Genomic DNA, 24,687 nt, shown 5'->3' with positions numbered 1-24,687 from the left:
CGGTCGTACGTCCGAAGGTCCGGTTCCGGTCGGCTCTTGGTCCGCTCTTGGATTAATCGGTTGAGGTAACACGGGTGGAGTGCCCGACGATAGGGGGTGGTGGTGCACCACCGACCGCACCGCCGTCGCCGACTCCGAGAGAAGCCGCGTGCTCATACGACTGCTTCGGACCCACCTCAGTCCGTACAAGAAACCCATCGCCCTCCTGGTGTTCCTGCAGTTCCTGCAGACCTGCGCCACCCTCTACCTGCCGACCCTGAACGCGCACATCATCGACAACGGCGTGGTCAAGGGGGACACCGGATACATCCTGTCCTTCGGTGCCCTGATGATCGGGATCTCGCTGGTCCAGGTCTTCTGCAACATCGGAGCGGTCTACTACGGTGCCCGGACGGCGTCGGCCGTGGGCCGGGACATCCGCGCGGCCGTCTTCGACCGGGTGCAGTCGTTCTCCGCGCGCGAGGTCGGTCATTTCGGCGCCCCGTCGCTGATCACCCGCACCACGAACGACGTGCAGCAGGTGCAGATGCTGGCGCTGATGACGTTCACGCTGCTGGTGTCGGCCCCGATCATGTGTGTGGGCGGCATCGTGCTCGCCCTCGGCCTGGACGTGCCGCTGTCCGCGATCCTGGTCGCCGTCGTGCCCATCCTCGGCATCGGCGTGACGCTGATCGTGCGCAGGCTGCGCCCGCTGTTCCGGACCATGCAGGTGCGCCTGGACACCGTGAACCGGGTGCTGCGCGAGCAGATCACCGGCAACCGGGTCATCCGCGCCTTCGTCCGGGACGACTACGAGAAGGACCGCTTCCGGGGCGCGAACACCGAGCTGACCAGGATGTCCCTGGCGACCGGCCGGATGCTCGCACTGATGTTCCCGATGGTCATGACCGTCGTGAACCTCTCGTCGATCGCCGTGGTCTGGTTCGGTGCCCACCGCATCGCCAGTGGCGGCATGCAGATCGGCGATCTCACCGCGTTCCTCGCCTATCTGATGCAGATCGTGATGTCCGTGATGATGGCCACCTTCATGTTCATGATGGTGCCGCGCGCGGAGGTCTGCGCCGAGCGCATCCAGGAGGTCCTGGACACCTCCTCCAGCGTCGTGCCGCCCACCGCGCCCGTCCTGGAACTGCGTCGCCACGGACATCTCGAGGTCCGCGGCGCCGGGTTCCGCTACCCGGGCGCCGAGGAGCCGGTGCTGAGGTCCATCGACCTGGTCGCACGGCCGGGCGAGGTGACGGCCGTGATCGGGTCGACGGGCAGCGGGAAGTCGACCCTGCTGGGTCTGGTCCCCCGTCTCTTCGACGCCACCGACGGCCAGGTCCTGGTGGACGGCGAGGACGTGGCGCGTGTGGAGCCGCAGTTGCTGGCACGGACGGTCGGGCTCGTCCCGCAGAAGCCGTACCTGTTCGCGGGCACCGTGGCGAGCAACCTGCGCTACGGCAATCCGGACGCGACCGACGAGGAACTGTGGCATGCGCTGGAGGTGGCACAGGCCAAGGGCTTCGTGGAACAGCTGGACAACGGCCTGCAGTCGGCGATCGCGCAGGGCGGCACGAACGTGTCGGGCGGTCAGCGCCAGCGCCTCGCGATCGCCCGCACCCTCGTGCAGCGCCCGGAGATCTACCTCTTCGACGACTCCTTCTCGGCCCTCGACTACGCGACGGACGCGGCGCTGCGGGCCGCGCTCGCCGAGGAGACCTCCGAGGCGACCGTGGTGATCGTCGCCCAGCGGGTGTCGACCATCCGTGACGCCGACCGCATCGTGGTCCTCGACGAGGGCCGGGTCGTCGGCACCGGACGCCACCACGAACTGATGGCGGACAACGAGACCTACCGGGAGATCGTGCTCTCCCAGCTGACGGAAGCGGAGGCCGCCTGATGGCCGGGCCCATGGGACGCATGATGGCCGGGGGCGGCCCCGATCAGCGCTCGCTGGACTTCAAGGGATCCGGGAAACGGCTCCTGGCGCAGTTCAAACCCGAGCGCGTCACCCTGTACATCATGCTGTGCGCGGTCGTGCTCAGCGTGGGGCTCTCGGTCGTCGGTCCGAAGATCCTCGGCAAGGCCACCGACCTGGTCTTCGCGGGGATCATCGGGCGGCAGATGCCGGCCGGGGCCACCAAGGCCGAAGTCCTCGCGGGCATGCGCAAGCGGGGCGACGGCGGCATGGCCGACATGCTCTCGGGGACGGACTTCACCCCGGGCAAGGGCATCGACTTCGGCGCCGTCGGTGACGTACTGCTGGTCGCGCTCTGTACGTTCCTGGTGGCCGGTCTGCTGATGGCGGTGGCGACCCGCCTGGTGAACCGGGCCGTCAACAAGACCGTCTTCCACATGCGTGAGGACCTCCAGGCGAAGCTGTCGCGCCTGCCCCTCTCGTACTTCGACAAGCGGCAGCGCGGCGAGGTGCTCTCGCGCGCCACGAACGACCTCGACAACCTCCAGCAGACGCTCCAGCAGTCGATGGGCCAGCTGGTGAACTCGCTGCTGACCATCGTGGGTGTGCTCGCGATGATGTTCTGGGTGTCGTGGCTGCTGGCGCTCGTCGCGCTGGTCACCGTCCCGATCTCGTTCTTCGTCGCCACCCGCATCGGCAAGCGCTCGCAGCCGCACTTCGTGCAGCAGTGGCGCACCACCGGCATACTCAACGCGCACGTCGAGGAGATGTACACCGGGCACACGCTGGTGAAGGTGTTCGGACGCCAGGAGCAGTCGGCCGCGCAGTTCGCGGAGCAGAACGAGAAGCTCTACGAGGCCGGGTTCAAGGCGCAGTTCAACAGCGGGGTGATGCAGCCGCTGATGATGTTCGTGTCGAACCTGAACTACGTGCTGGTGGCGGTGGTCGGCGGCCTGCGGGTCGCGTCCGGCACGCTGTCGATCGGCGATGTGCAGGCCTTCATCCAGTACTCCCGGCAGTTCTCGATGCCGCTGACGCAGGTCGCGTCGATGGCGAACATGGTGCAGTCCGGGGTCGCCTCGGCGGAGCGCGTCTTCGAGCTGCTCGACGCGGAGGAGCAGGCGGCGGATCCCGTGCCGGCCGCGCGTCCGGACGAGCTGCGCGGGCGGGTGGCGCTGCACAACGTGTCCTTCCGCTACGACCCCGAGAAGCCGCTCATCGAGGACCTGTCCCTGAAGGTGGAGCCCGGACACACGGTGGCGATCGTCGGCCCGACGGGTGCGGGCAAGACGACGCTGGTGAACCTGCTGATGCGCTTCTACGACGTCACGGGCGGCCGGGTCACCCTCGACGGTGTCGACATCGCGTCGATGTCCCGGGACGAACTGCGGTCCGCGATCGGCATGGTGCTCCAGGACACCTGGCTGTTCGGCGGCACGATCGCGGAGAACATCGCGTACGGGGCCTCGCGCGACGTGACCCGCGGGGAGGTCGAGGAGGCGGCGCGGGCCGCTCACGCGGACCGGTTCATCCGGACGCTGCCGGACGGCTACGACACCGTGATCGACGACGAGGGAAGCGGGGTCAGCGCGGGTGAGAAGCAGCTGATCACCATCGCGCGCGCGTTCCTGTCCGATCCGGTGATCCTGGTGCTCGACGAGGCCACCAGCTCCGTCGACACCCGCACCGAGGTGCTGATCCAGAAGGCGATGGCGAAGCTGGCGCACGGGCGGACGTCGTTCGTGATCGCGCACCGGCTCTCCACGATCCGGGACGCGGACACCATTCTCGTGATGGAGGACGGGTCGATCGTGGAGCAGGGGGCGCACGCGGAGCTGCTCGCGGCGGGCGGGGCGTACGCGCGGCTGTACCAGGCGCAGTTCGCCCAGGCGGTGGCCGAGGTCGACTAGTGCCGCGGCACCGGGAGGAGTGGGGGGAGGGGTGTTCGCCGGGGCGACCGCCCCTCCCTCGCTCTTTCGGCCGGAACCGGCGGAGCGGACGCCTCAGTCCAGGTAGCCGCGCAGTTGGTCGGCGAAGGCGTGGTCCCGCAGTTTGTTGAGGGTCTTGGACTCGATCTGGCGGATGCGTTCGCGGGTCACGCCGAAGATGCGGCCTATCTCCTCCAGGGTGCGGGGGCGGCCGTCCGCCAGACCGTAGCGGAGCTGCACCACCTTGCGTTCCCGCTCGCCGAGTGTGGAAAGGACCGCCTCCAGGTGCTCGCGCAGGAGGAGGAACGCGGCGGACTCGACGGGGGACGCCGCGTCGCCGTCCTCGATCAGGTCGCCCAGCGCCACGTCGTCCTCCTCGCCCACGGGGGCGTGCAGGGACACCGGCTCCTGGGCCAGGCGCAGGACTTCGCTGACCCGCTCGCTGGGGAGGTCGAGGTGGGCCCCGACCTCTTCGGGGGTGGGTTCGTAGCCGCGTTCCTGCAGCATGCGGCGCTGCACGCGGACCACCCGGTTGATCAGCTCGACGACGTGGACGGGGACCCGGATGGTCCTGGCCTGGTCGGCCAGCGCCCGGGACATGGCCTGCCGGATCCACCAGGTCGCGTACGTGGAGAACTTGTACCCGCGGGCGTAGTCGAACTTCTCGACGGCCCGGATCAGGCCCAGGTTTCCTTCCTGGACGAGGTCGAGCATGGTCAGGCCGCGGCCCACGTAGCGCTTCGCGACCGAGACCACGAGCCGCAGGTTCGCCTCGATGAGCCGGCGCTTGGCCATGCGGCCCATGACGACCAGTTTGTCGAGGTCGAGGGCGAGTTGGCTGTCCAGGTCGCAGGCGAGCCGCAGCCTCTCCTCGGCGAAGAGACCGGCTTCCACCCGGCGGGCGAGTTCGACCTCCTCGACCGCGGTGAGCAGCGGGATGCGGCCGATCTCGCGCAGGTACTGACGGAACAGGTCGGAGGAGGGGCCGCCGGTGTCCGCGGTGCGGGTGCGCAGCGGCTCCACGGGCTCGGGCGCCTCGGTCTCGACGTCGACGGCGTCCGCGGGCGGCCCGTCCGGCTCGGGCGGGACTTCCGCCTCGGGCGGGACTTCCGGCTCCGCCTCGGGGTGGTGCGCGGCACGGCTCTGCGGGGGAAGCGCCGCGACGACGCCGGGCTCCGCGTCCGTGTCCGTGGAATTGTCGGTCTGTGTCAGGGTCTGGGTCTGCACGGGGGCGACCTCCAGGAATGTCGCTGCTGAGACGTGCGGCAGCGGTACGTCGGGGATGGGGTCGGCGGCCTCGCCGCTGTCCATCCCGTAGTCGTTTGGCGGAACGGCGGGTATCGGGAACCCGCCGCGTGCGGGTCGGCCGCGCTCCGAGGACTCAGGCACCGGAACCCAGTGTGGAGTACGACACATCGCCGCCACGAGGGGCGTGCGGTGACTTTTTGCGTCCGGTCCGTGACCGCGCGATTACCCTCGTGCACGAGTGCGCAGGACCGGGCGGGTGAAACCTGCGGAAAGACGCATGTGGGGGCGGGCACCCCGGGCACGGTGTGGGCGCCGGGGCCGCTTCAGCGGTGTGCGGGCTCCGGGCGCCGGGCCCGTGGCGCGGCGGCGGACCGGACCGGGCCGGGTCTCAGAGCGCCTCCGCGCCCCGCTCGCGCAGCGCCTGCCCGTACTGCTGGAGGACCCACAACTCGTTCTGCACGGCGGTCAGCTGGGCCGGGTCGCCGTGGGCGCTGGCGCGGGCCAGGGCGCCCTGGACGTCCACGACGCGGCGCTCGACGGCACGGCGGCGGACCATGACGAGCTGGTCGCCGGCGTAGGTCTCGTCGACGGTCTTGCGCATGATGGCCTCGACGGCCAGTTCGGTGACCATGGCGCGAACCGTGTTGTCCGGGGCGGCCTCACGGACCAGGACGAGGTACTCCTGGGGGTCCTGGGCCCCGTACTCCGCGCCGCCCGCCTCCATGATCGCCTGGCGTACGGCGGCGTACGGCGGGGCGGTGAACTCGTCGATCCCGTAGGCGTCGAAGGCCGGGGAGACCAGCTCGGGGCGCTGGAGGGCGAGCTTGAGCAGCTCGCGCTCGGTGGCGAAGACGGGGTTGCGGAGGTTGAGCGCGGGGCCGCCGCGCGGTCTCTGGACGGCGGCGTGCGGCTGCTGGGGCCGCTGTCCGGCGGGGGCCGGGCCTGCCGGGCCCTTGCCGCCGCGGTCGCGGGCCCAACGGGCCAGCTGGGCGACCCGCTTGACCACGAACTGAGTGTCGAGGATGCCGAGCATGCCCGCGAGCTGTACGGCCACCTCGTGCTGGGCGCCGGTGTTCTTGATGCGGGCGACGACCGGGGCCGCCTCGTCGAGCGCGGCCGCCCGTCCGGCCGGGGTCTCCAGGTCGTAGCGGGCGACGATGTGGCGCAGCGCGAACTCGAAGAGCGGGGTGCGGGGTTCGACGAGGTCGGCGACCGCCTCGTCGCCCTTGGCGAGCCGCAGGTCGCAGGGGTCCATGCCGTCCGGGGCGACCGCGATGTAGGTCTCGGCGGCGAACTTCTGGTCGTCCTCGAAGGCGCGCAGGGCCGCTTTCTGGCCGGCCGAGTCGCCGTCGAAGGTGAAGATGACCCGCGCCGAGCCGTTGTCCATCAGCAGCCGGCGGAGGATCTTGATGTGGTCACCGCCGAAGGCCGTGCCGCAGGTCGCGATGGCGGTCGTGATGCCGGCCAGGTGGCAGGCCATGACGTCGGTGTAGCCCTCGACGACGACCGCGCGGCTGGTCTTGGCGATCTCCTTCTTGGCGAGGTCGATGCCGTACAGGACCTGGGACTTCCGGTAGATCGCCGTGTCCGGCGTGTTGAGGTACTTCGGGCCGTTGTCCGACTCGTACAGCTTGCGCGCGCCGAAGCCGACGACCTCGCCGCCGATGTCGCGGATCGGCCACATCAGGCGTCCGCGGAAACGGTCGATGGGGCCGCGGCGGCCCTCCTGGGAGAGGCCGGACAGGAGCAGCTCCTTGTCGGAGAAGCCCTTGCCCCGGAGGTAGCGGGTGAGGTGGTCCCAGCCCTGCGGGCTGTAGCCGACTCCGAAGTGCGCGGCGGCGGCCTGGTCGAAGCCGCGCTCGGCGAGGAACTTGCGGCCCGCGTCGGCCTCGGGGCTGGTGTCGAGCTGCTCGATGTAGAACTGCGCGGCGCTCTTGTGGGCCTCGACCAGGCGGATGCGTTCGCCGCGCTGGTTGGACGGGTTGTACCCGCCCTCCTCGTAACGGAGTGTGATGCCCGCCTGACCGGCGAGGCGCTCGACCGCCTCCGAGAAGGAGAGGTGGTCGACCTTCATCACGAACGTGAGGGTGTCGCCGCCCTCCTGGCAGCCGAAGCAGTGGAAGAGACCCTTGCTCGGGCTGACCTGGAAGGACGGTGACTTCTCGTCGTGGAAGGGGCAGAGGCCCTTGAGGTTGCCGCCGCCCGCGTTGCGCAGCTGGAGGTACTCCGAGACGACGGCGTCGATCGGGACCGCGTCCCGAACAGCCTTCACGTCCTCGTCGTTGATCCTTCCAGCCACGGGTGAATTCTACGGGGGCGCGGTGACAGCCGAGTGCCGCCGTGGGTCACGGGAGCAGACTGTCCAGCGGGACGTGCGGGTCGGCCAGTGCCTCGGCGTCCACCCGGGCCCGGGATCGGATCAGCTGCTGGATCGGTTCCGTGACGTCCCACACATTCACGTTCATCCCGGCCAGCACCCTGCCGTCCTTCAGCCAGAAGGCGATGAACTGCCGTTTGCCCGCGTCTCCCCGGACCACCACCTGGTCGTAGGTGCCCGGGGGCGCCCAGCCGGAGTACTCGAGTCCGACGTCGTACTGGTCGGAGAAGAAATAGGGCACCCGGTCGTACGTCGTCTCGCGGCCCAGCATCGCGCGGGCGGCCGCCGGTCCGCCGTTGAGGGCGTTGGCCCAGTGCTCGACGCGCAGCCGGGTGCCGAAGAGGGGGTGGGGGAAGGCGGCGACGTCGCCGACGGCGTGGATGTCGGGGTCGGAGGTGCGCAGCCGCTCGTCGACGGCGATGCCGCCGCCGTGCGCCCGGGGGGCGAGCTCCAGGCCCGCGGCCTCGGCGAGCCCGGTGCGCGGCGCCGCCCCGATGGCCGCCAGTACGTCGTGGGCCGGGTGCTCCTCTCCGTCGTCGGTGCGGGCGGCGAGCACCATGCCGTCCTGGCCGACGATCTCGGTGAGGCGGGCCCCGAAGTGGAAGCGGACGCCGTGCTCGCGGTGCAGGTCGGTGAAGAGCTGGCCGAGCTCGGGGCCGAGGACCGAGTGCAGCGGGGTCGCCTCCGGCTCGACGACGGTGACCTCGGCGCCGTACTCGCGGGCCGCGGCCGCGACCTCCAGGCCGATCCAGCCGGCGCCCGCGATCACGATGTGTCCGTTGTCCCGGCCGAGCGCGGCGAGCACGCCCTTCAGCCGTTCGGCGTGGGCGAGGCGGCGCAGGTGGTGGACTCCGGCGAGGCCGGTGCCCGGGATGTCGAGGCGGCGCGGCTCGGCACCGGTCGCGAGGAGCAGCTTGTCGTAGTGGACGAGGGTGCCGTCGTCGCCGAAGCGGACCGTCTTCGCGGTCCGGTCGATCGAGTCGACGGTCTGGCCGAGGTGCAGCTCCACGTCGTTCTGGGCGTACCAGGCGGGTTCGTGCACGAAGACGCTGTCGCGTTCCTCCTTGCCGAGGAGGTAGCCCTTGGAGAGCGGCGGGCGCTCGTAGGGGTGGTCGCGTTCGTCGCAGATCAGTATCACCCGCCCGGTGAATCCCTCCGCTCGGAGTGTCTCGGCCGCCTTGGCGCCGGCCAGGCCTCCTCCGACGATGACGAATGTCTGATCCGCGTCGACCACTTGATGCCTCCTCGTAAGGATGTCGCCCCATGCGAGCGTCCCGCACGCAGCGTGATGCGGGAAGAGGGAGTGGCCCGATCAGGCCACGCAGGGTCACACTCCGCCGCCTGTGGTGGGGCGGGTGGTGAGCCTGAGGTGCAGTGAGCGCGCCGAGGCGTCCGTCAGCGAGGCGATCTGGTCGACGATCACCCGTTTGCGTGCGCGGTCGTCGGGTGCCTCGTCGAACAGTGCGCTGAACTGCGGGTCCAGGCCGTCCGGGGCGCGGGCGGTGAGCGCCTCGGCGAGTTCGGCGACGACGACCCGCTGATCGGCGCGGAGCAGTTCCTGTTCGGCGCGCTGCATGACGTAGCGGTCGGCGACCGCCTTGAGGACCGCGCACTCCAGGCGCGCGGCGCGCGGAACGACCAGTTCCGCACCGTAGCGGGTGAGTCGGCCGAGGCCGTACGTGGCCCGTGTGGCGCCCTCGGCGGCCAGGCAGAAGCGGCCGATGAGCTGGCTGGTGGCGTCCTTGAGCCGGGCCTGCGCGATGGCCGACCCGTCGTAGCCGTGCGGCCACCACTCCTGGTCGAGGAGCCGGTCGAGGGCCTCGGCGAGCTCGGCGGGGTCGGTCTCCGCGGACACGTACCGCCCGATGGCCACCGCGAGGATCTCCTGCCGCTCCGGCTCGGCGTGCAGAGCGCCGGGGTCGATGTGGCCCGCGTGCAGCCCGTCCTCGACGTCGTGCACCGAGTAGGCCACGTCGTCCGCCCAGTCCATGACCTGGGCCTCGAAGCAGGTACGGGTGGCGGGGGCGTTCTCGCGGATCCAGTCGAAGACCGGCCGGTCGTCCTCGTAGACCCCGAACTTCGGTGACGCGGGGTCGGTGGGGTGGGCGCCGCGCGGCCAGGGGTACTTGGTGGCGGCGTCGAGGGTGGCGCGGGTGAGGTTGAGGCCGACGCTGGCCAGGTCGCCGGTCTCCTCGGACCCTACGAACCGCTTGGGCTCGATGCGGGCGAGCAGCCGCAGCGACTGCGCGTTGCCCTCGAAGCCTCCGCAGTCCCGCGCGAACTCGTTCAGCGCCTGTTCGCCGTTGTGTCCGAAGGGCGGGTGGCCGAGGTCGTGGGAGAGGCAGGCCGCCTCGACGAGGTCGGGGTCGCAGCCGAGGGCCGCGCCCAGCTCGCGGCCGACCTGGGCGCACTCCAGAGAGTGCGTCAGCCGGGTGCGGGGGCTGGCGTCCCAGGCCCGGTGGGGGGTGCCGCCCGCGCGGGCGGGGTCGCCCTGGGGATGGGTGCCGGGCGTGACGACCTGGGTCTTGCCGGCGAGCCGGCGCAGCGCGGAGGAGTGCAGCACACGCGCGCGGTCGCGCTGGAAGGCGGTGCGTCCGGGGCGTTTGTCGGGTTCGACCGCCCAGCGCTCGACGGCGGTCTCGTCGTACTCCTCGTGGCCGGTGTGTTGCTCGTACGCCTTCGGTGCGGTGCCTTCCATGCACCCGACAGTAGACGCAGGCGCTGACGACCGGGACGCGGAGGACCGCCGCGCGCCCCGGTCTCAGGTGGTGGCGAACTCGCGTTCGGAGGCCGGCTCGGGGGCCGCGAGGGCCTGGTCGTAGCGGTGCAGGACGAGGCGGGCCATCGCCGGGTGGGTGCCCAGGGGTGCGGCGGCGATCCAGGGGGCGGCCTCGGCGCACGCGGTGGCGAAGCGGCCGGGCGCGGTGAAGTAGGAGGCGACGGCGATGCGGTGGCGGCCGCGGGCGGCCATGGCCCGCACGGCGGCCGGGACGGTGGGCGCGGCGGCGGAGGCGTACGCCGCCGCGACGGGCACGCCGAGGCGTTCGGCCAGCAAGCGGGCGGTGTGGCGGGTGTCGACGGCCGCTTCGGGGTCGCGGGAGCCGGCGGCGGCCAGCACGACACCGCTCGCCCGGCGGGCCGCGTCACTCATCCGGGTGCGCCAGCCGGCCTCTGCCAGCCGTGCGTACAGCGTCTCGACGAGCAGTGGGTGCGGGCCGAGCGGGGCGGCGACGCGGGCGCGCAGGCCCGGGACGGCGGCCGCCGCGTCGGGGACGTCCCGCTTGACGTGGTGGCCGCGGCCGAGCAGCAGCGGCACGAGGACGGCCCGGGGGTCGCGGGCCGTGTCGATCGAGGCGAGGGTGGCGGGCAGCAGCGGTTCGTCGAGCTCGAGGTGACCGAGCCGCACGGACAGGTGCGGGCGCAGCTCGCGGACCCGTTCGACGAGGGTGCTCACGGTGTCGAGCGCGCGCGGGTCGCGGCTGCCGTGCGCGACGAGGACGAGCGGCGGGGGCGGCGGGCGCCGCGTGCCGTCGAGGGCGACGAGGCTGAGCTGATGGCCGAGCCGGCTGGTGATCGCGTCCATGAGTTGCGCCGTACTGTCGAGGGGGGCGCCCGGGAGCGGCCGGCCCCCGGTGCCGGTCGGGGACTCGTCGTGAAGGGGTTGCGACGCCGTCATGGACCGATCGTGCCGGGAGGAGGTTGCCGCGCCGTTGCACCGGCATGACGGGTGTTTTCCGGGGGTTCACGGTGGCGTTCCGCCGGTCTGTGAGGCTCCAGCGCGCGGTCGGGGGCGCCGGGTGACCCCGGTCACCGCACCACACCGAACCGAACGGGCTTACGCTGCGTCCCCATCTGTCGAACGCCGCCGCGAGCCGACGCCATCTGGGGGACACCGAATCATGCTGCGCCTGCCGCGCCCGAGCATCCGTAGACCGTTCTTCCCCCGGCTCCCGCCACGGCTCGGACGGTTCCCGCGGCTCCCCCGCACCCGTGCCGGGCAGCGCCGGGCGGTGCAGGTGGTGATGGCGCTGTGCGTTCTGGCGCTGCTTCCCGCGACCTGGCTGTACGTGGTGACGGGCGACCGGCTGCGGACCACCGCGGACGTCCCGAGGACCGGCGTCGCGGTGGTGTTCGGGGCGGGGCTGTGGGAGGGCGAGCCGTCGCCGTACCTGGCGCACCGGCTGGACGCGGCGGCGCGGCTGTACCGGGCGGGGCGGATCGAGGTGGTCCTCGTCACCGGGGACAACAGCCGCGAGGACTACGACGAACCGGACGCCATGCGCGCGTATCTGACGAAGCACGGGGTGCCGGACAGCCGGATCGTCAGCGACTACGCCGGGTTCGACACCTGGGACTCGTGCGTACGGGCCCGGAAGATCTTCGGGGTCCACGAGGCGGTGCTGATCAGTCAGGGCTTCCACATCCGGCGGGCCGTCGCGCTGTGCCGGGCGGCGGGGGTGCGTTCGTACGGCGTCGGGGTCGACGACGAGCACAATGCCACCTGGTACTACGGGGGTGCCCGCGAGGTGCTCGCGGCGGGCAAGGCCCTGCTGGACGTGGTGTTCGAGCCCGATCCGCAGTTCCTCGGCCGGAAGGAACCCGGGGTGGCGCGGGCGCTGACGGCGGCGGGCGAGCGGTGATCCCCGCCGACCTGACACCCGCGGAACGCCGGGTTCGGGACGCCTTCCCGCTCGGCGAGGGCGTCGACTTCCGCGAGGGCCCCGACGACGACCCCGCGGACGGGGCCTCCTGGGGACCGGAGCGGACCGTGCGCGCCGAGGTGCTGCGGGCGCTGCTGATCGGCGGAGCCGCCCGGGACGGTGAGATAGCCGGCCTGAGGCTGAGCGGGGCGCGCGTCACCGGGCGGCTGGACCTCACCTACGGGACGGTCGACCATCCCGTACGGCTGCGGTTCTGCCACTTCGAGCAGGACCCGAACCTGTACGGGGCGCGGCTGCGCAACCTGGTGCTGAGCGACTCGGTGCTGCCCGGACTCACCGCGGGCACCCTGCGGGTGGAGGGCGTGCTGCGGCTCAGCTGCTGCCGTGTCAGCGGGCAGGTGCGGCTCCAGGGCGCCAAGATCTCGGGCGCCGTCTTCCTGAACGGGGCGCGGCTCGGCACGCCCGCGGACCCGGACGCCCCGGACCGCGATCCCGGGGCGCCGGAGACTTCCGCGGAACCGGCCCTCCAGCTCAACCACGCCGAGGTCGGCACCGATGTGTGGGCCGTCGGTCTCGTCGCCCACGGCCAGGTCCGGCTGAACGGCGCCACCCTCGGCGGGCAGCTGAACCTCGACGACGCCGAACTGCACGCGCCGGGCGGCACCGCGCTGCACGCCGAGACGCTGTCGGTCGGCACCGATCTGCGGGCCATGCGGCTGCGCGCGCACGGGCGGGTCAACCTGAGCGGCGCGAGGATTCCCCACCAGCTGAATCTGGCCTACGCCCGGCTGTCGAACCCCGGGGGACCCGCCCTGCGGGCCAGCAGCTGTGTCATCGGGGAGCTGTGGCTGCGCGAGGCCGCGCCGATCGTGGGCACGGTGAATCTGCGCCGCTCCCAGCTGGACCTGCTGCACGTCCCCCCGGAGGCGTGGCCCGGCCGGGTGCGCCTCGACGGCCTCGGCTACCGCACCCTCGCCCCGCACCTGCCCGCCGAGCTGCGGCTGCCGCTGCTGGAGCGCGAGGAGTCCGGCTATCTTCCGCACGCCTACGAGCAGTTGGCGGCCGCCTACCGGACCGCGGGCGACGACGCCGCCGCGCGTACGGTGCAGCTGGCCAAGCTCCGGCGGCATCGAGGGACGCTGTCACGCCCCGCCCGGTTCTGGGGTCATCTGCAGGACGCGACCGTCGGGTACGGCTTCCGGCCGATGCGTGCCGCCGGCTGGCTGCTGTTGCTGCTGTGCGCGGGTGCGGTCGCCTTCGCGCTGCACCACCCGCAGGCCCTGAAGCCGGCCGAGGCGCCCGGTTTCAATCCCCTCGTCTACACCCTCGACCTGCTGCTGCCCCTGGTCGACTTCGGGCAGGAGACGGCCTTCGCGCCGCGCGACGGCTACCAATGGCTCTCGTATCTGCTGATCGCCACCGGCTGGATCCTGGCGACGACGATCGCGGCGGGCGTCACCCGCTCCCTCAACCGGCAGTAGCCCACCGGCGGACTCCGGCCGCGCCCGGCGCACCGCGCCCGCCGGGCGCAGGCGACGGATCCCGTCAGGGCGTACGCGGACGCCCCCGCCAGTCCCCGCCCGGGACGAGCCGGCCGCGGGTCCGCAGCCGGGCGGCGACGGCGGGCGCGGCCAGGTACACCCAGGCCCGCGCGCCGGTGCCGTCCGCGCGGGTCGCCTCCCGGACCACTCGCTCGTACAGGTTGCGGGGGTCGCCCGGCACGTACTCCTCCAGCCGGTCGAGCGCGCCGAGCAGTTCCCCGTACGCCTCGGGCAGCGCCATGACCAGCTCCCCGCGCACGACACCCGCGGGTTCCTCGACGGCGTACGGGTACCCGGGTCCGTCGTACAGCACGATCCCCCGCATCCCCGCGGGCTGTTCGGACCGCGTCCGTCCGCGCAGGAAGGCGTCGTGGTGGTGTTCGCCGGGGCGCAGGGTGCCGTAGACGAAGAAGGGCAGCCGTCCCCCGTTCAGGTCGCTCAAGGGCCAGTCCCCTCTTTCGGCGCCGGGGGTGTCCCGGTGAACGCTGCGGATGGTGCCACGGCCGTCGTTCCTGTGGTCGTTCCTGTGGTCGTTCTGGGCACGTTCCGGGGGCGTTCCGGCTGCCGTCTCCATGATCGCCTCTCATTCGTGAGGGCGCGGAAACGATTCCCTCCACACCCGCCGCAACCACGTATTCACTATGGACATGACATGTCATGGACCTTTAAACCTGAACCGACATCAGCGCCCCCCACACGCGCCTGAGCGTGCCTCCCCGAGGAGACCGATGAGTCGGAACCGGATACGCCCCACCCGAGGTTCCCGGCTGACCGCCGCCGGCGTGGCCGCGGCCACCACCGCCCTGCTGGCGACCGCCCTCACCCCCACCGCCGGCGCCGTCACCCCCACCGCCGGCGCGGCGGACCGGCCGAGCCGGGCCACCGCGATCGCCGACGCGGCGACGGCCCTCGTGCGTGAGGCCGCGCGCCTGGGCCTGACCTCCGCCGAGGGCACCAGCGTGCGCGACGTCGTCATCGACGCGGACGGCGGCCGGCATGTGCGCTACGACCGCACGTACCGCCGACTGCCCGTGCTCGGCGGTGACTTCGTGGTCCATCTCACCCCGAACGGCTCCTACCGCGGCGCGGACCTGGCCACCTCCCGCGACCTCGCCGTCCCCACCACCACGCCCGCCCTCTCCGCCCCGAAGGCCGCCTCCCTGGCCGCCACCGCGCTGCGCGCCGCACACGTCGGCCAGACCCTGAGGAAGCTGACGGCCAGGCCGAAGCTGGTGGTCGACGCCCTGCACGGCGCGCCCCGACTGGCCTGGCGTACCGACGTCGTGGGCCAGGACTCCCTGGGCAACCCGGTCGCCCGCGTGGTGCTGACCGACGCGCGCACCGGCCGGCAGGTCGACGCCTGGGACAGCATCGAGACGGCGGCCGGCGACGGCCGTTCGCTCTACAGCGGCACGGTCCCGCTGGAGACCACGGTGTCCGGATCGGCGTACCAGCTCAAGGACCCGACCCGGGGGAACACCTACACGGGCGACGCGGCGAACAAGACGGACCTGTGCGTCCTCGGGATCTGCGTCAGCCGGGCCCCGGCGACCCTCTTCACGGACGCCGACGACCACTGGGGCAGCGGGGCGGCCCCGGACCGCGCCTCGGCCGCGGTCGACGCCCAGTACGGCACCGACGCGACCTGGGACTACTACAAGGACGTGCACGGGCGGAACGGCATCGCGGGCGACGGGAAGGGCTCGTACAACCGCGTGCACTACGGAAGCAAGTACAACAACGCCTTCTGGGACGACAACTGCTTCTGCATGACGTACGGGGACGGTGACGGGACCACCCTCGGCCCGCTGGTCGCACTCGACGTGGCCGGTCACGAGATGTCCCACGGCGTGACCTCGAAGACGGCGGCGCTGACGTACTCGGGCGAGTCCGGCGGCCTCAACGAGGCGACCTCCGACATCTTCGGCACGCTGGTGGAGTTCCACGCGCACAACGCCACCGACCCCGGTGACTACCTGATCGGCGAGAAGGTCGTGCGTTCCGGTTTCGGCAAGCCGGCCCTGCGCTTCATGGACCGGCCCTCCAAGGACGGCAGCTCGGCGGACTGCTGGAGCTCGTCGGTGGGGAACCTCGACGTCCACTACTCGTCCGGCGTGGCGAACCACTTCGCGTACCTGCTCGCCGAGGGCAGCGGCGCGGCGACCGTGGGCGGCGTCTCCTACGACAGCCCGACCTGCAACGGCGCCACGGTCACCGGCATCGGCCGGGACAAGCTCGGCGCGATCTGGTACCGGGCGCTGACGGTCTACATGACGTCCTCGACCACGTACGCGGGAGCGCGGACGGCGACCCTGAACGCGGCGAAGGATCTGTACGGCGCGGGGAGCACGGAGTACGGCGCGGTGGCGTCCGCCTGGTCCGCCGTCTCCGTGGGCTGACGCGCCGGACCGTCCAGATACCGTCCGGTCCCGTCGAGGTCGCGCGGGCGCCGCGTCCTGTCGCCGGGGCCGGACGCCCGTGTCGCCGGGCCCGGACGCCCTTCACTCGTTCACCCACACCCTCCCCCCTTCGGGCCCCCGCTCTCCCCTCGCGTTCGACACACAGCGCTGACCTGCCGAAACACTCTCCGATCCCCCCGTACGGCCCTCTCGTACACCACCCGTTCACCACACTTCCGGCCTTCCCCCGGCAAGCGGGCGCGCACCGATGCCACTTACCTCGGAAGGGCAGGGGCACGACCGACGCAGCGGCACTTGGGGGTGCCGCGGGCCGCGCCCCCTCGGAGGAGCAGCAACCATGCGACGCACAGCCCGTCTGCTGACAGGTACCGCGCTCGCCGTCGCCGCCGCGGGTCTCACCGTCGCGCCCGCGTACGGCGAGAGCACCGCGAGTCTGGAGGTGTCCCCCTCCACCGCGCTCCCGGGTGGCGACATCGCCGTCAGCACGGCGGCGTGCGGCACGAACGGCGCCGCGACGGGTGACGCCAGCGCGGTCGGCGCCGGTACCTTCCCGCTCGCCGCCGGCCCGCGCGAGAACGACGCGGTCGGCCGGTTCCGGGTGCCGCCGAGCGCGCAGCCGGGGACGTACGAGATCGTCGCGAAGTGCTCCCGCGGCACACAGGTCACCGGCGATCTGACGGTCACCATGACCTCGACGACCTCGGCGACCTCGGCGCGCGACCAGCTCCAGCCGCGCGGACATGTGAACACGGGCGTCGGTGGCGCACTCGGCACCGATCCCACCAAGACCGCGGCGGGAGTGGCGGCCCTGGCCGTCGCCGCCGCGGGCGGTACCTGGCTCCTGCATCGCCGGGCGAGAGGCGACGGGATCTGACGGACACCCTCCGCTGTCCGTCCGCCGGTACCGCCGTCCCCTCCCCCTCCGTGGCCCGACGCCCCTCGCGGCCCGGAGGGGGACGGGGACCCACCCCCAGCGAACTCCCGCGCCGGCCCCGAAAGGACCCTGAAGAACCCCTGAAGAACCGTTGAAGAACCGCGAGAGGAGGCTCCTGTGCCACGGATATCCAAAGCCGGTCGCCCCGGCAGCGTCGGCAACACCGTCATAGCGTCCGTCACCGTGGTCGCCCTCTGCTCGGGCGTCTGGCTGATACGCAGCGGCACCGAGACCCATCCGCCGCCCCAGCCCTCCGCCGCCCAGTCCGGCTCCGGCAGCGCCGCCCGGCGGTCCGTCCCCGCCCTCCGCCACTCCCCGCCCGAGCGGATCCGCATACCCGCGATAGGCGTGGACGCCCCGCTGATGGGACTCGGACTCACCCCCCAGGGCAGTCTGGACGTCCCGCCCGCCGCGCGGAAGAACCTCGCGGGCTGGTACGAGGCCGGCACCACGCCCGGCGAGCGCGGCACCGCCATCGTCGCCGGCCATGTCGACAACACCGAGGGACCGGCCGTCTTCTACGACCTCGGCGCCCTGCGCAAGGGCAGCGCCATCGAGGTGGCGCGCCGCGACGGCGGCACCGCGCACTTCACCGTCGACGCCGTCGAGGTGTACGACGCCCGCGACTTCCCCGACGACAAGGTGTACGGGGCCGCGCCCCGCCCCGAACTGCGCGTCATCACCTGTGGCGGCGGCTATTCGAGGACGACGGGCTACCAGGGCAACGTGGTCGTCTTCGCCCACCTGACCGGCGGCGGCTGACCCGGACCCGCCCGCGGGTGGCGGACGCGGGTCCGGCCGGAGGCGGCCGACACGAATCCGGCCGGGTGGCCGACACAGGTCCGGCCGGAGCGGCGGCCTCAGGCCACCCACTGCTGGTACGCCAGGTTCGCGACCAGCGCGAACACCACGGTGAGCAGGACCACCCGGACGAACCCGCTGCCCCGCTTCAGCGCGGTGTGCGCCCCGACGGTGCCGCCGACGAGGTTGAAGACCGCCATCAGGGCGGCCAGTTGCCAGTACACCGTGCCCTTCCACGCGAAGGTCGCGAGGGCGCCCGCGTTGGTGCAGCAGTTGACGATCTTCGCGGTCGCGGAGGCGGTCACCAGGTCGAGGTGGAGCAGCGCGGTGAGGGCGAGGACGAGGAAGGTGCCCGTGCCGGGGCCGACGAGCCCGTCGTAGAAGCCGATGCCGAGGCCCGCGAGTCCGATCGCGGCGAGCACGCGGCGCGGCGGGACGGGTTCGGCGGAGGGCGCGGTGCCGAAGGCGGGACGCAGGATGACGAACGTCCCGACGTCGACCAGGACCACCATCACGACGGGCTTCAGGACGTCCGTGCTCATCCCGGCGGCCACGAAGGCACCGGCCGTGGAACCGACGAGCGCCGCGAGACCGATCCGGACGGCCAGCCGCACGTCGACGGTCGCCTTGCGCGCGTACGTCACCGCCGCGCCGCTCGTCCCGACGATCGCGACCGCCTTGTTGGTACCGAGCGCGTACGCCGCCGAGGTGCCGCCCGGCAGTCCGAGCAGGAGCGCGGGCAGCAGGAGCAGTCCGCCGCCGCCCACCACGGCGTCGATCCATCCCGCCGCGAGGGAGGCGAGGCACAGCACAACGACCATGGTCAGCGATATGTCGGGCATGATCGCGACCCTATGGAGGGGATGGATGTGCCGTCCATGGAATTGGGCGTCTTCTGAGGTTCGGCTCCCACCATCCAGGGCCGCGCGACCGCCCGGCACCCGCCGGTGACGTCTCCGGGCGGCCACCGGGCGGGACCCTCACAACCGGTCCCCGCCCCCGCTGAGATCAGCGTTCCGCCCGGGAAACAGCGGTGATGCGACCGGGTAACACCGGCATCGCACGCTGCGGGCATGACCTCGAACGCGCGGCCGGTGATGACCGGCGCCGGATCCGCGGGGACCCCGTCCCGCCCGGGGCGCCGAGCACCCGGCGACTCGACCGACCCGGCGCCACGAAGAGCCGGCGCCCCGGTGGCGTCCGCCGTACCCGCCGACGCCGTACCCGCGGACGCCGAGGAGCAGCGCCCGCGCCACCGCTTGCCGCCCACCGGGGTCCCGGCCGCGGGCCGCCCCACCGCACCCCGACGACGGAGGCTCCCGATGGCCACGGACACCCCCACGATCGTGCTCGTCGGTCACGGCATGGTCGGCCAGCGTTTCCTGGAGGCGCTGGCCGAGCGCGGACTGACCGCGACGCACCGGGTGGTCGTGCTGGGTGAGGAGCCCCGTCCGGCCTACGACCGGGTCCGGCTCACCTCGTACTTCTCGGGCCGCACCCCGGACGAACTCACGCTGACCGACGCCGGCTTCATCGCCGAGCACGGCATCGAACTGCACCTCGGCGACCCGGCCGGGACGATCGACCGGGCGGCGCGGACGGTGACGGCCCGCTCCGGCCTGACCGTCGCCTACGACACCCTGGTCCTCGCCACCGGCTCCTCCCCCTTCGTGCCGCCCGTGCCGGGCAGGGAGGCCGAGGGCTGCTTCGTCTACCGGACCATCGAGGACCTGCTCGCCATCGAGGAGTACGCGAAGGCGCGGGCCACGACCGGCGCGGTGGTCGGCGGTGGCCTGCTGGGGCTGGAAGCGGCGGGCGCGCTCCAGAGCCTCGGACTGGCCACGCACATCGTGGAGTTCGCGCCGCGCCTGATGCCCGTGCAGGTCGACGAGGGCGGCGGCGCGGCGCTGCTGCGCACCGTCAGGGACCTCGGCCTGACCGTCCACACCGGTACGGGCACACGGGAGATCGTCACCGGCGCCGACGGCGCCGTGACCGGCATGGGACTCTCCGACGGCTCCGAACTCGCCACGGACCTGGTGGTGTTCTCGGCGGGCGTGCGTCCGCGCGACCGGCTCGCCCGCGACAGCGGACTCACCGTCGGCGAGCGCGGCGGCATCTCGGTCGACGAGCGGTGCCGCACCTCCGACCCGCGCGTGTTCGCGATCGGCGAGTGCGCCCTCGCGTCCGACGGCCGGGTGTACGGGCTGGTCGCGCCCGGCTACGCGATGGCCGAGACGGCCGCCGCGACGATCGCCGGCGCGGACGCGGCCGCCGGTTTCACCGGTGCCGACCTCTCCACCAAGCTCAAACTGCTCGGCGTGGACGTCGCCTCCTTCGGCGACGCGCACGGCACCACCGCCGACTGCCTCGACGTCGTCTACGCCGACGCGCGCTCGGGCACGTACCGCAAGCTCGTCATCGGCCGCGACGGCGAACTGCTCGGCGGCATCCTGGTCGGCGACGCCGACGCGTACGGCACCCTGCGCGCCCTCACCGGATCGGTGCCGCCGATCGCCCCCGGGCAGCTGGTGCTCCCGGCGTCCGCGGGTGCCCCGGCCGCTCTCGGCCCCTCCGCGCTCCCCGACTCGGCCGTCGTCTGCTCCTGCCACAACGTCACCAAGGGCACGGTCCGCGACGCGGTCACCGAACACTCCCGCACCACCGTGCCGGAGGTGAAGGAGTGCACCAAGGCCGGTACCGGCTGCGGGAGTTGCATCAGAGTCCTCGGTCAGCTCGTGGACGAGGAGCTGGCGGCGCACGGCGTCGAGGCCGACCACGGCCTGTGCGGCTGCTTCCCGCAGACCCGCGAGGAGCTGTACGAGATCGTCCTCGCGCTGCGGATCTCCTCGTACCGGGCGTTGCTGGACCGCTGCGGACGGCCCGGGGCCCGGGGCGGCGACGGCTGCGAGATCTGCAAACCGGCCGTCGCCTCGGTCCTCGCCTCGCTCGCCCCGGTCCTCGGCACGAGCGGCCATGTCCTGGACGGCGAGGAGGCGGCCCTCCAGGACACCAACGACCACTTCCTCGCCAACCTGCAGAGGAACGGCTCGTACTCGATCGTGCCGCGCGTCCCCGGCGGCGAGATCACCCCCGAGAAGCTCATCGTGATCGGTGAGGTCGCCCGGGACTTCGGCCTCTACACCAAGATCACGGGCGGTCAGCGCATCGACCTGTTCGGCGCGCGGGTCGAGCAACTCCCCCTGATCTGGGCCAGGCTGGTGGACGCGGGCTTCGAGTCCGGGCACGCGTACGGAAAGGCACTGCGGACCGTGAAGTCCTGCGTCGGGCGCACCTGGTGCCGCTACGGGGTCCAGGACTCGGTCCGGATGGCGATCGACCTGGAGCTGCGCTACCGGGGACTGCGCTCACCCCACAAGCTCAAGTCGGCGGTCTCCGGATGCGCCCGGGAGTGCGCCGAGGCCCGGTCCAAGGACTTCGGCGTCATCGCCACGGCCACCGGCTGGAACCTCTGGGTCGGCGGCAACGGCGGCGCCACGCCGCGCCACGCGGACCTGCTCGCCCAGGACCTGGACGATGCCGGGCTGATCCGTCTGATCGACCGGTTCCTGATGTTCTACATCCGTACCGCCGACCGGCTGGAACGCACCTCGGCCTGGCTTGAGCGGATCACGGGCGGCCTCGGCCATGTCCGGGACGTCGTCGTGCACGACTCGCTCGGCATCTGCGAGGAGCTGGACTCCCTGATGGCCGCTCATGTCCGCGCCTACCGCGACGAGTGGGCGGAGACCCTTCGCGACCCGGTGAGACTGGCCCGGTTCGTGTCGTTCGTGAACGCCCCCGGCACCCCCGACCCGGTGGTCGGCTTCGTCCCCGAGCGCGACCAGATCAAACCGGACCTGCCGCTGCTGACCATCGGCCGACGCCCTCTGGAAGGAAGCGCCCAGCGATGACCCGACCCCACGACACCCCTCACCCGAAGGTCCAACTACGCCTGAATGCGACATGGTTGACCCTCTGTGACCTCTCCGCCCTGACACCCGGCCGGGGGGTGGCCGCCCTGCTGCCGGACGGCCGTCAGGCCGCCGTCTTCCGCGACCGGACCGGCCGGACGTACGCCATCGACAACCGCGACCCGTTCAGCGGCGCGGCGGTCCTCTCCCGCGGCCTGACCGGCTCCCACCAGGGCCGGCCCTTCGTCGCCTCGCCGCTCCTCAAGCAGCGGTTCGACCTGGAGTCGGGACGGTGCCTGGACGACGAAACGGTGACGGTCACGACGTACGAGGTGAGGACGTACGAGGTGGAGACGTACGGGGTGGAGACGTACGAGGCAGGGGCCCACCGCCATGGCGCGCGCATCCTCTGACTTGACCGTTCGTTCTGGAAAAGTCTAGGCTCCCCCGCATGGCCAGGACCAAGGAGTTCGATCCGGACGCCGCGCTGCAGTCGGCCCTGGAGCTGTTCTGGCACCGCGGTTACGAGGCGACGTCGATGGCGGATCTCGTCGAGCACCTCGGCGTGGGGCGCGCCAGCATCTACGCGACCTTCGGCAACAAGCACGACCTGTACCTGAAGGCGCTGGACCGTTATCAGCAGGCGCGCAATCCGCACCTGCTGCGGGAGTTGTCCCAGCCGGGTCCGGCCCTGCCGGCCGTCCGTGCGGTGGTCCGCCGTTTCGCGACCGAGGCGTCGACCGGCGAACGGCGCCTGAGCGGCTGCTTCGTCACCAACACGGCCACCGAACTGGCCCCCCACGACACGGACGCGGCCCGCCGGGTCGAGCACAACTGGGACCACCTCGAGACCCTGCTGCACGCGGCCCTGGTCCGCGCCGAGGCCCAGGGCGAACTGCCCGCCGGCCGCGACCCGCTGGCCCTCGCCCGCATGCTGCTGGTCCTGATGCAGGGACTGCGGGTGGTGGGCAAGGCGTCCACGGATCCGGCCCGCGTACAGGACGCCGCGGAGCAGGCGCTGACACTGCTCGACTGAACGCGCCTCCGCTCGGCGCGTCTCGGCGTCCCCTCATATTGAACCGATCAGTCTGTAAAAACGCCATGCTCTCGCGTACGCGTCCCGTACGACACCGCAGACGAATGGAGGACTCGTGAGCGTCCGCTTCTCCGGCAGGACCGCCCTCGTCACGGGTGCCGGATCCGGCATCGGCCGCACCACCGCTCTGGCGTTCGCCGCCGAGGGCGCGCACGTCGTCGTCGCCGGGCGCACCGCCGCCCCGCTGGACGAGACGGTCGCGTTGATCGAGGCGCGCGGCGGCAAGGCGCTGGCCGTGCCCGCCGACGTGTCGCGCGCCGCCGACTGGCGGGATCTCGTCGGGGCGGCCGTGGACCGCTTCGGCTCACTCGACGTGGCGGTCAACAACGCGGCCGTCTTCCACGGGGGGACCCCGCTCGCCGACCTCGCGGAGGCGGACTGGCACGCGCAGTTCGACATCAACACGACCGGCGTGTTCCTGGCTCTCCAGGCCCAGATCCGGCAGATGCGGACCCAGCCGACCGGCGGTGCGATCGTCAACATCGCCTCCACCATCGGCGTGCACACCCGGCGTCCGGGCGTCGCCGCCTACGCCGCGTCCAAGGCGGCCGTCACCGCGCTGACCCGCGCCGCGGCCCTCGACCACATCGCCGACGGCGTCCGGATCAACGTCGTCAGCCCCGGCGCCGCCGCCACCACGATGTCGCTGCGCCCCGGCGAGTCGGAGGCCGAGCGGATCGAACGGGTGCGGCACGAACTGCCACTGGGCCGGGTGTCGAGGACGGAGGAGGTGGCCGCGGCCGTCCTGTATCTGGCGTCCGAGGACGCGGCGTCGGTCGTCGGCACGGATCTGGTGGTCGACGGCGGCGGCGCGCTCTGAGCACCGGTGGACCGGTCAGGCCTTCAGGGCGTCGTACGACACTCCGGTGAGCTGCTCGGAAACGTCCCAGAGCCGCTCACCCGCCGTGTCGTCGCGGGTCCAGCCGGTCCGCCAGGACTCCGCCGGCGCGCCACGCCACATCGCGAACGAGGGTCCGGTGAAGGAGTCGGGGAGCACGCCGGGCGCGGTGGCCGCGTACAGCGTGGGCAGGGCCCCCGCCCGCGGGCTCTGCCCGAAGAGCAGGTTGCCGATCTCCATGAACCGCTCGGCCCCTTTGCGTCCGGCCATCCTGGGCCCGGCGGTCTGCAGGTTCGTCCTGGCGTACCCGGGGTGGGCCGCGGCCGCCACCACGTCGGACCCGACGGCCGCCAGCCTGCGTGCCAGTTCGTGGGTGAAGAGCAGGTTGGCGGTCTTGGAGCGGGCGTAGGCGGTCCAGCGCCGGTAGGAGGGCCGCTCGCTGCCGAGGTCGTCGATGTCGAGGTTGGAGAGCGCGTGCACCATGCTCGACACGGTCACGATCCGCGCCCGGGGGCTGTTCAGCAGCGCGGGGAGCAGCAGCCCGGTGAGCGCGAAGTGCCCCAGGTGGTTGACCCCGAACTGTGTCTCGAACCCGTCGGTGGTCCGTCCCTGCGGCAGGGCCATCACCCCGGCGTTGTTGACGAGCAGATCGAGCCGCTCGCCGTACAGACGGTCGTAGGTCGACGCGAACTCCGCGACGGAGTCGAGGTCGCCCAGGTCCAGCCGTACGAACTCCACGTCGGCGCCCGGCACTTCGGAGACGATCCGGTCGCCGGCCTCGCTCGCCCGCGCCTCGCTGCGGCAGGCCAGCACGACCCGCGCTCCACGCCGGGCCAGTTCACGCGCCGTCACATGGCCGATCCCGCTGTTGGCGCCGGTGACGACGGCCGTACGACCGCTCTGGTCGGGGATGTCGTTCACGTTCCACGCGGTCATGCCGGACCTCTCTCCACCGGTGTCTGTCCCTCACCGTACGCCGCACCGCCTTCCCCCGCCTCGGACCGTGAGACCCGGTCGCGTCCTCCGGAG

The 24,687-nt window shown here is 72.3% G+C and carries 19 protein-coding genes; 11 read left to right on the top strand and 8 right to left on the bottom strand.

What is annotated here, in order from left to right:
• The first annotated feature begins 148 nt into the window (after nucleotides 1-148).
• The gene (locus tag ABZV34_RS03920; RefSeq protein ID WP_356271139.1) at nucleotides 149-1,882 is read left to right on the top strand and encodes an ABC transporter ATP-binding protein; all 1,734 of its coding nucleotides are present in this window, start codon (nucleotides 149-151) and stop codon (nucleotides 1,880-1,882) included.
• Nucleotides 1,882-3,810, top strand: a complete 1,929-nt coding sequence (locus ABZV34_RS03915; RefSeq protein WP_356271138.1) for an ABC transporter ATP-binding protein — start codon at nucleotides 1,882-1,884, stop codon at nucleotides 3,808-3,810. The genes ABZV34_RS03920 and ABZV34_RS03915 overlap by 1 nt, the downstream gene beginning before the upstream one ends.
• Before the next feature lie 93 nt (nucleotides 3,811-3,903).
• Here ABZV34_RS03915 and ABZV34_RS03910 read toward each other — a convergent pair whose 3' ends face one another.
• From ABZV34_RS03910 to ABZV34_RS03890, 5 genes are all read right to left on the bottom strand, one after another.
• Complete coding sequence (locus ABZV34_RS03910; protein ID WP_356271137.1) at nucleotides 3,904-5,217, bottom strand: RNA polymerase sigma factor; 1,314 nt, start codon at nucleotides 5,215-5,217, stop codon at nucleotides 3,904-3,906.
• A 247-nt stretch (nucleotides 5,218-5,464) separates the two neighbouring features.
• Nucleotides 5,465-7,375 carry a DNA primase gene (dnaG, locus tag ABZV34_RS03905; protein ID WP_356271136.1) on the bottom strand — a complete coding sequence of 637 codons (1,911 nt, stop codon included), beginning with the start codon at nucleotides 7,373-7,375 and terminating at the stop codon, nucleotides 5,465-5,467.
• A 46-nt stretch (nucleotides 7,376-7,421) separates the two neighbouring features.
• Entirely contained in the window at nucleotides 7,422-8,687 is a 1,266-nt protein-coding gene (locus tag ABZV34_RS03900) for an FAD-dependent oxidoreductase (protein WP_356271135.1), read from the bottom strand.
• Between the two features lie 93 nt (nucleotides 8,688-8,780).
• Complete coding sequence (locus tag ABZV34_RS03895; RefSeq protein ID WP_356271134.1) at nucleotides 8,781-10,151, bottom strand: deoxyguanosinetriphosphate triphosphohydrolase; 1,371 nt, start codon at nucleotides 10,149-10,151, stop codon at nucleotides 8,781-8,783.
• A 63-nt stretch (nucleotides 10,152-10,214) separates the two neighbouring features.
• Nucleotides 10,215-11,129 carry a sirohydrochlorin chelatase gene (locus ABZV34_RS03890; protein WP_356271133.1) on the bottom strand — a complete coding sequence of 305 codons (915 nt, stop codon included), beginning with the start codon at nucleotides 11,127-11,129 and terminating at the stop codon, nucleotides 10,215-10,217.
• A 223-nt stretch (nucleotides 11,130-11,352) separates the two neighbouring features.
• Between ABZV34_RS03890 and ABZV34_RS03885 the strand changes: the two genes are divergently transcribed.
• Both ABZV34_RS03885 and ABZV34_RS03880 read left to right on the top strand, forming a co-directional pair.
• Nucleotides 11,353-12,093, top strand: a complete 741-nt coding sequence (locus ABZV34_RS03885; RefSeq protein WP_356271132.1) for an ElyC/SanA/YdcF family protein — start codon at nucleotides 11,353-11,355, stop codon at nucleotides 12,091-12,093.
• Nucleotides 12,090-13,595, top strand: coding sequence for a membrane-associated oxidoreductase (locus ABZV34_RS03880; protein WP_356271131.1), 1,506 nt, complete (start codon nucleotides 12,090-12,092; stop codon nucleotides 13,593-13,595). Before ABZV34_RS03885 ends, ABZV34_RS03880 begins: the two co-directional genes overlap by 4 nt.
• A gap of 64 nt (nucleotides 13,596-13,659) precedes the next feature.
• On the opposite strand, the gene ABZV34_RS03875 is transcribed toward ABZV34_RS03880, so the two are convergent.
• Nucleotides 13,660-14,097, bottom strand: coding sequence for a gamma-glutamylcyclotransferase family protein (locus ABZV34_RS03875; protein WP_356271130.1), 438 nt, complete (start codon nucleotides 14,095-14,097; stop codon nucleotides 13,660-13,662).
• 286 nt (nucleotides 14,098-14,383) lie between these two features.
• Here ABZV34_RS03875 and ABZV34_RS03870 point away from each other — a divergent pair, with 286 nt between their 5' ends.
• The 3 genes from ABZV34_RS03870 to ABZV34_RS03860 all read left to right on the top strand — a co-directional run bounded on the left by ABZV34_RS03870 (nucleotide 14,384) and on the right by ABZV34_RS03860 (nucleotide 17,771).
• On the top strand, nucleotides 14,384-16,054 hold the full coding sequence (locus ABZV34_RS03870) for a M4 family metallopeptidase (RefSeq protein ID WP_356271129.1): 1,671 nt from the start codon (nucleotides 14,384-14,386) through the stop codon (nucleotides 16,052-16,054).
• A 358-nt stretch (nucleotides 16,055-16,412) separates the two neighbouring features.
• Complete coding sequence (locus ABZV34_RS03865; RefSeq protein ID WP_356271128.1) at nucleotides 16,413-16,949, top strand: hypothetical protein; 537 nt, start codon at nucleotides 16,413-16,415, stop codon at nucleotides 16,947-16,949.
• Between the two features lie 177 nt (nucleotides 16,950-17,126).
• Nucleotides 17,127-17,771 (top strand): class F sortase, encoded by a 645-nt coding sequence (locus tag ABZV34_RS03860; RefSeq protein ID WP_356271127.1) that lies wholly within the window; start codon nucleotides 17,127-17,129, stop codon nucleotides 17,769-17,771.
• A 98-nt stretch (nucleotides 17,772-17,869) separates the two neighbouring features.
• Here the strand turns inward: ABZV34_RS03860 and ABZV34_RS03855 are convergent, their stop codons facing one another.
• Nucleotides 17,870-18,652 (bottom strand): TSUP family transporter, encoded by a 783-nt coding sequence (locus ABZV34_RS03855; protein WP_356271126.1) that lies wholly within the window; start codon nucleotides 18,650-18,652, stop codon nucleotides 17,870-17,872.
• Between the two features lie 480 nt (nucleotides 18,653-19,132).
• On the opposite strand from ABZV34_RS03855, the gene nirB reads away from it, so the two are divergent.
• From nirB to ABZV34_RS03835, 4 genes are all read left to right on the top strand, one after another.
• Complete coding sequence (gene nirB, locus ABZV34_RS03850; RefSeq protein ID WP_356271243.1) at nucleotides 19,133-21,724, top strand: nitrite reductase large subunit NirB; 2,592 nt, start codon at nucleotides 19,133-19,135, stop codon at nucleotides 21,722-21,724.
• Entirely contained in the window at nucleotides 21,721-22,137 is a 417-nt protein-coding gene (gene nirD, locus ABZV34_RS03845; RefSeq protein WP_356271125.1) for a nitrite reductase small subunit NirD, read from the top strand. The genes nirB and nirD overlap by 4 nt, the downstream gene beginning before the upstream one ends.
• 38 nt (nucleotides 22,138-22,175) lie before the next feature.
• Nucleotides 22,176-22,760, top strand: coding sequence for a helix-turn-helix domain-containing protein (locus tag ABZV34_RS03840; RefSeq protein WP_356271124.1), 585 nt, complete (start codon nucleotides 22,176-22,178; stop codon nucleotides 22,758-22,760).
• A gap of 115 nt (nucleotides 22,761-22,875) precedes the next feature.
• Nucleotides 22,876-23,640 carry a glucose 1-dehydrogenase gene (locus tag ABZV34_RS03835; RefSeq protein WP_356271123.1) on the top strand — a complete coding sequence of 255 codons (765 nt, stop codon included), beginning with the start codon at nucleotides 22,876-22,878 and terminating at the stop codon, nucleotides 23,638-23,640.
• 15 nt (nucleotides 23,641-23,655) lie between these two features.
• On the opposite strand, the gene ABZV34_RS03830 is transcribed toward ABZV34_RS03835, so the two are convergent.
• A complete protein-coding gene (locus ABZV34_RS03830) occupies nucleotides 23,656-24,594 on the bottom strand; it encodes an oxidoreductase (protein ID WP_356271122.1) in 939 nt (312 codons plus the stop codon).
• Nucleotides 24,595-24,687 lie beyond the last annotated feature (93 nt).

It is taken from the genome of Streptomyces sp. NPDC005195 (assembly GCF_040608315.1).
Taxonomy (GTDB): domain Bacteria; phylum Actinomycetota; class Actinomycetes; order Streptomycetales; family Streptomycetaceae; genus Streptomyces; species Streptomyces kaempferi.
The sequence above is the reverse complement of the archived record's forward strand: the minus strand, read 5'-3'. Positions and strand labels throughout refer to the sequence as shown.

Excerpts from the sequence above, each read along its gene's own strand:
- ABZV34_RS03890 (WP_356271133.1), bottom strand. The coding sequence starts at position 11,129 with ATGACGGCGTCGCAACCCCTTCACGACGAGTCCCCGACCGGCACCGGG.
- ABZV34_RS03870 (WP_356271129.1), top strand. The coding sequence starts at position 14,384 with ATGAGTCGGAACCGGATACGCCCCACCCGAGGTTCCCGGCTGACCGCC.
- ABZV34_RS03865 (WP_356271128.1), top strand. The coding sequence starts at position 16,413 with ATGCGACGCACAGCCCGTCTGCTGACAGGTACCGCGCTCGCCGTCGCC.
- nirD (WP_356271125.1), top strand. The coding sequence starts at position 21,721 with ATGACCCGACCCCACGACACCCCTCACCCGAAGGTCCAACTACGCCTG.
- ABZV34_RS03885 (WP_356271132.1), top strand. The coding sequence starts at position 11,353 with ATGCTGCGCCTGCCGCGCCCGAGCATCCGTAGACCGTTCTTCCCCCGG.
- ABZV34_RS03895 (WP_356271134.1), bottom strand. The coding sequence starts at position 10,151 with ATGGAAGGCACCGCACCGAAGGCGTACGAGCAACACACCGGCCACGAG.
- ABZV34_RS03915 (WP_356271138.1), top strand. The coding sequence starts at position 1,882 with ATGGCCGGGCCCATGGGACGCATGATGGCCGGGGGCGGCCCCGATCAG.
- ABZV34_RS03830 (WP_356271122.1), bottom strand. The coding sequence starts at position 24,594 with ATGACCGCGTGGAACGTGAACGACATCCCCGACCAGAGCGGTCGTACG.
- nirB (WP_356271243.1), top strand. The coding sequence starts at position 19,133 with ATGGCCACGGACACCCCCACGATCGTGCTCGTCGGTCACGGCATGGTC.
- ABZV34_RS03855 (WP_356271126.1), bottom strand. The coding sequence starts at position 18,652 with ATGCCCGACATATCGCTGACCATGGTCGTTGTGCTGTGCCTCGCCTCC.
- ABZV34_RS03840 (WP_356271124.1), top strand. The coding sequence starts at position 22,176 with ATGGCCAGGACCAAGGAGTTCGATCCGGACGCCGCGCTGCAGTCGGCC.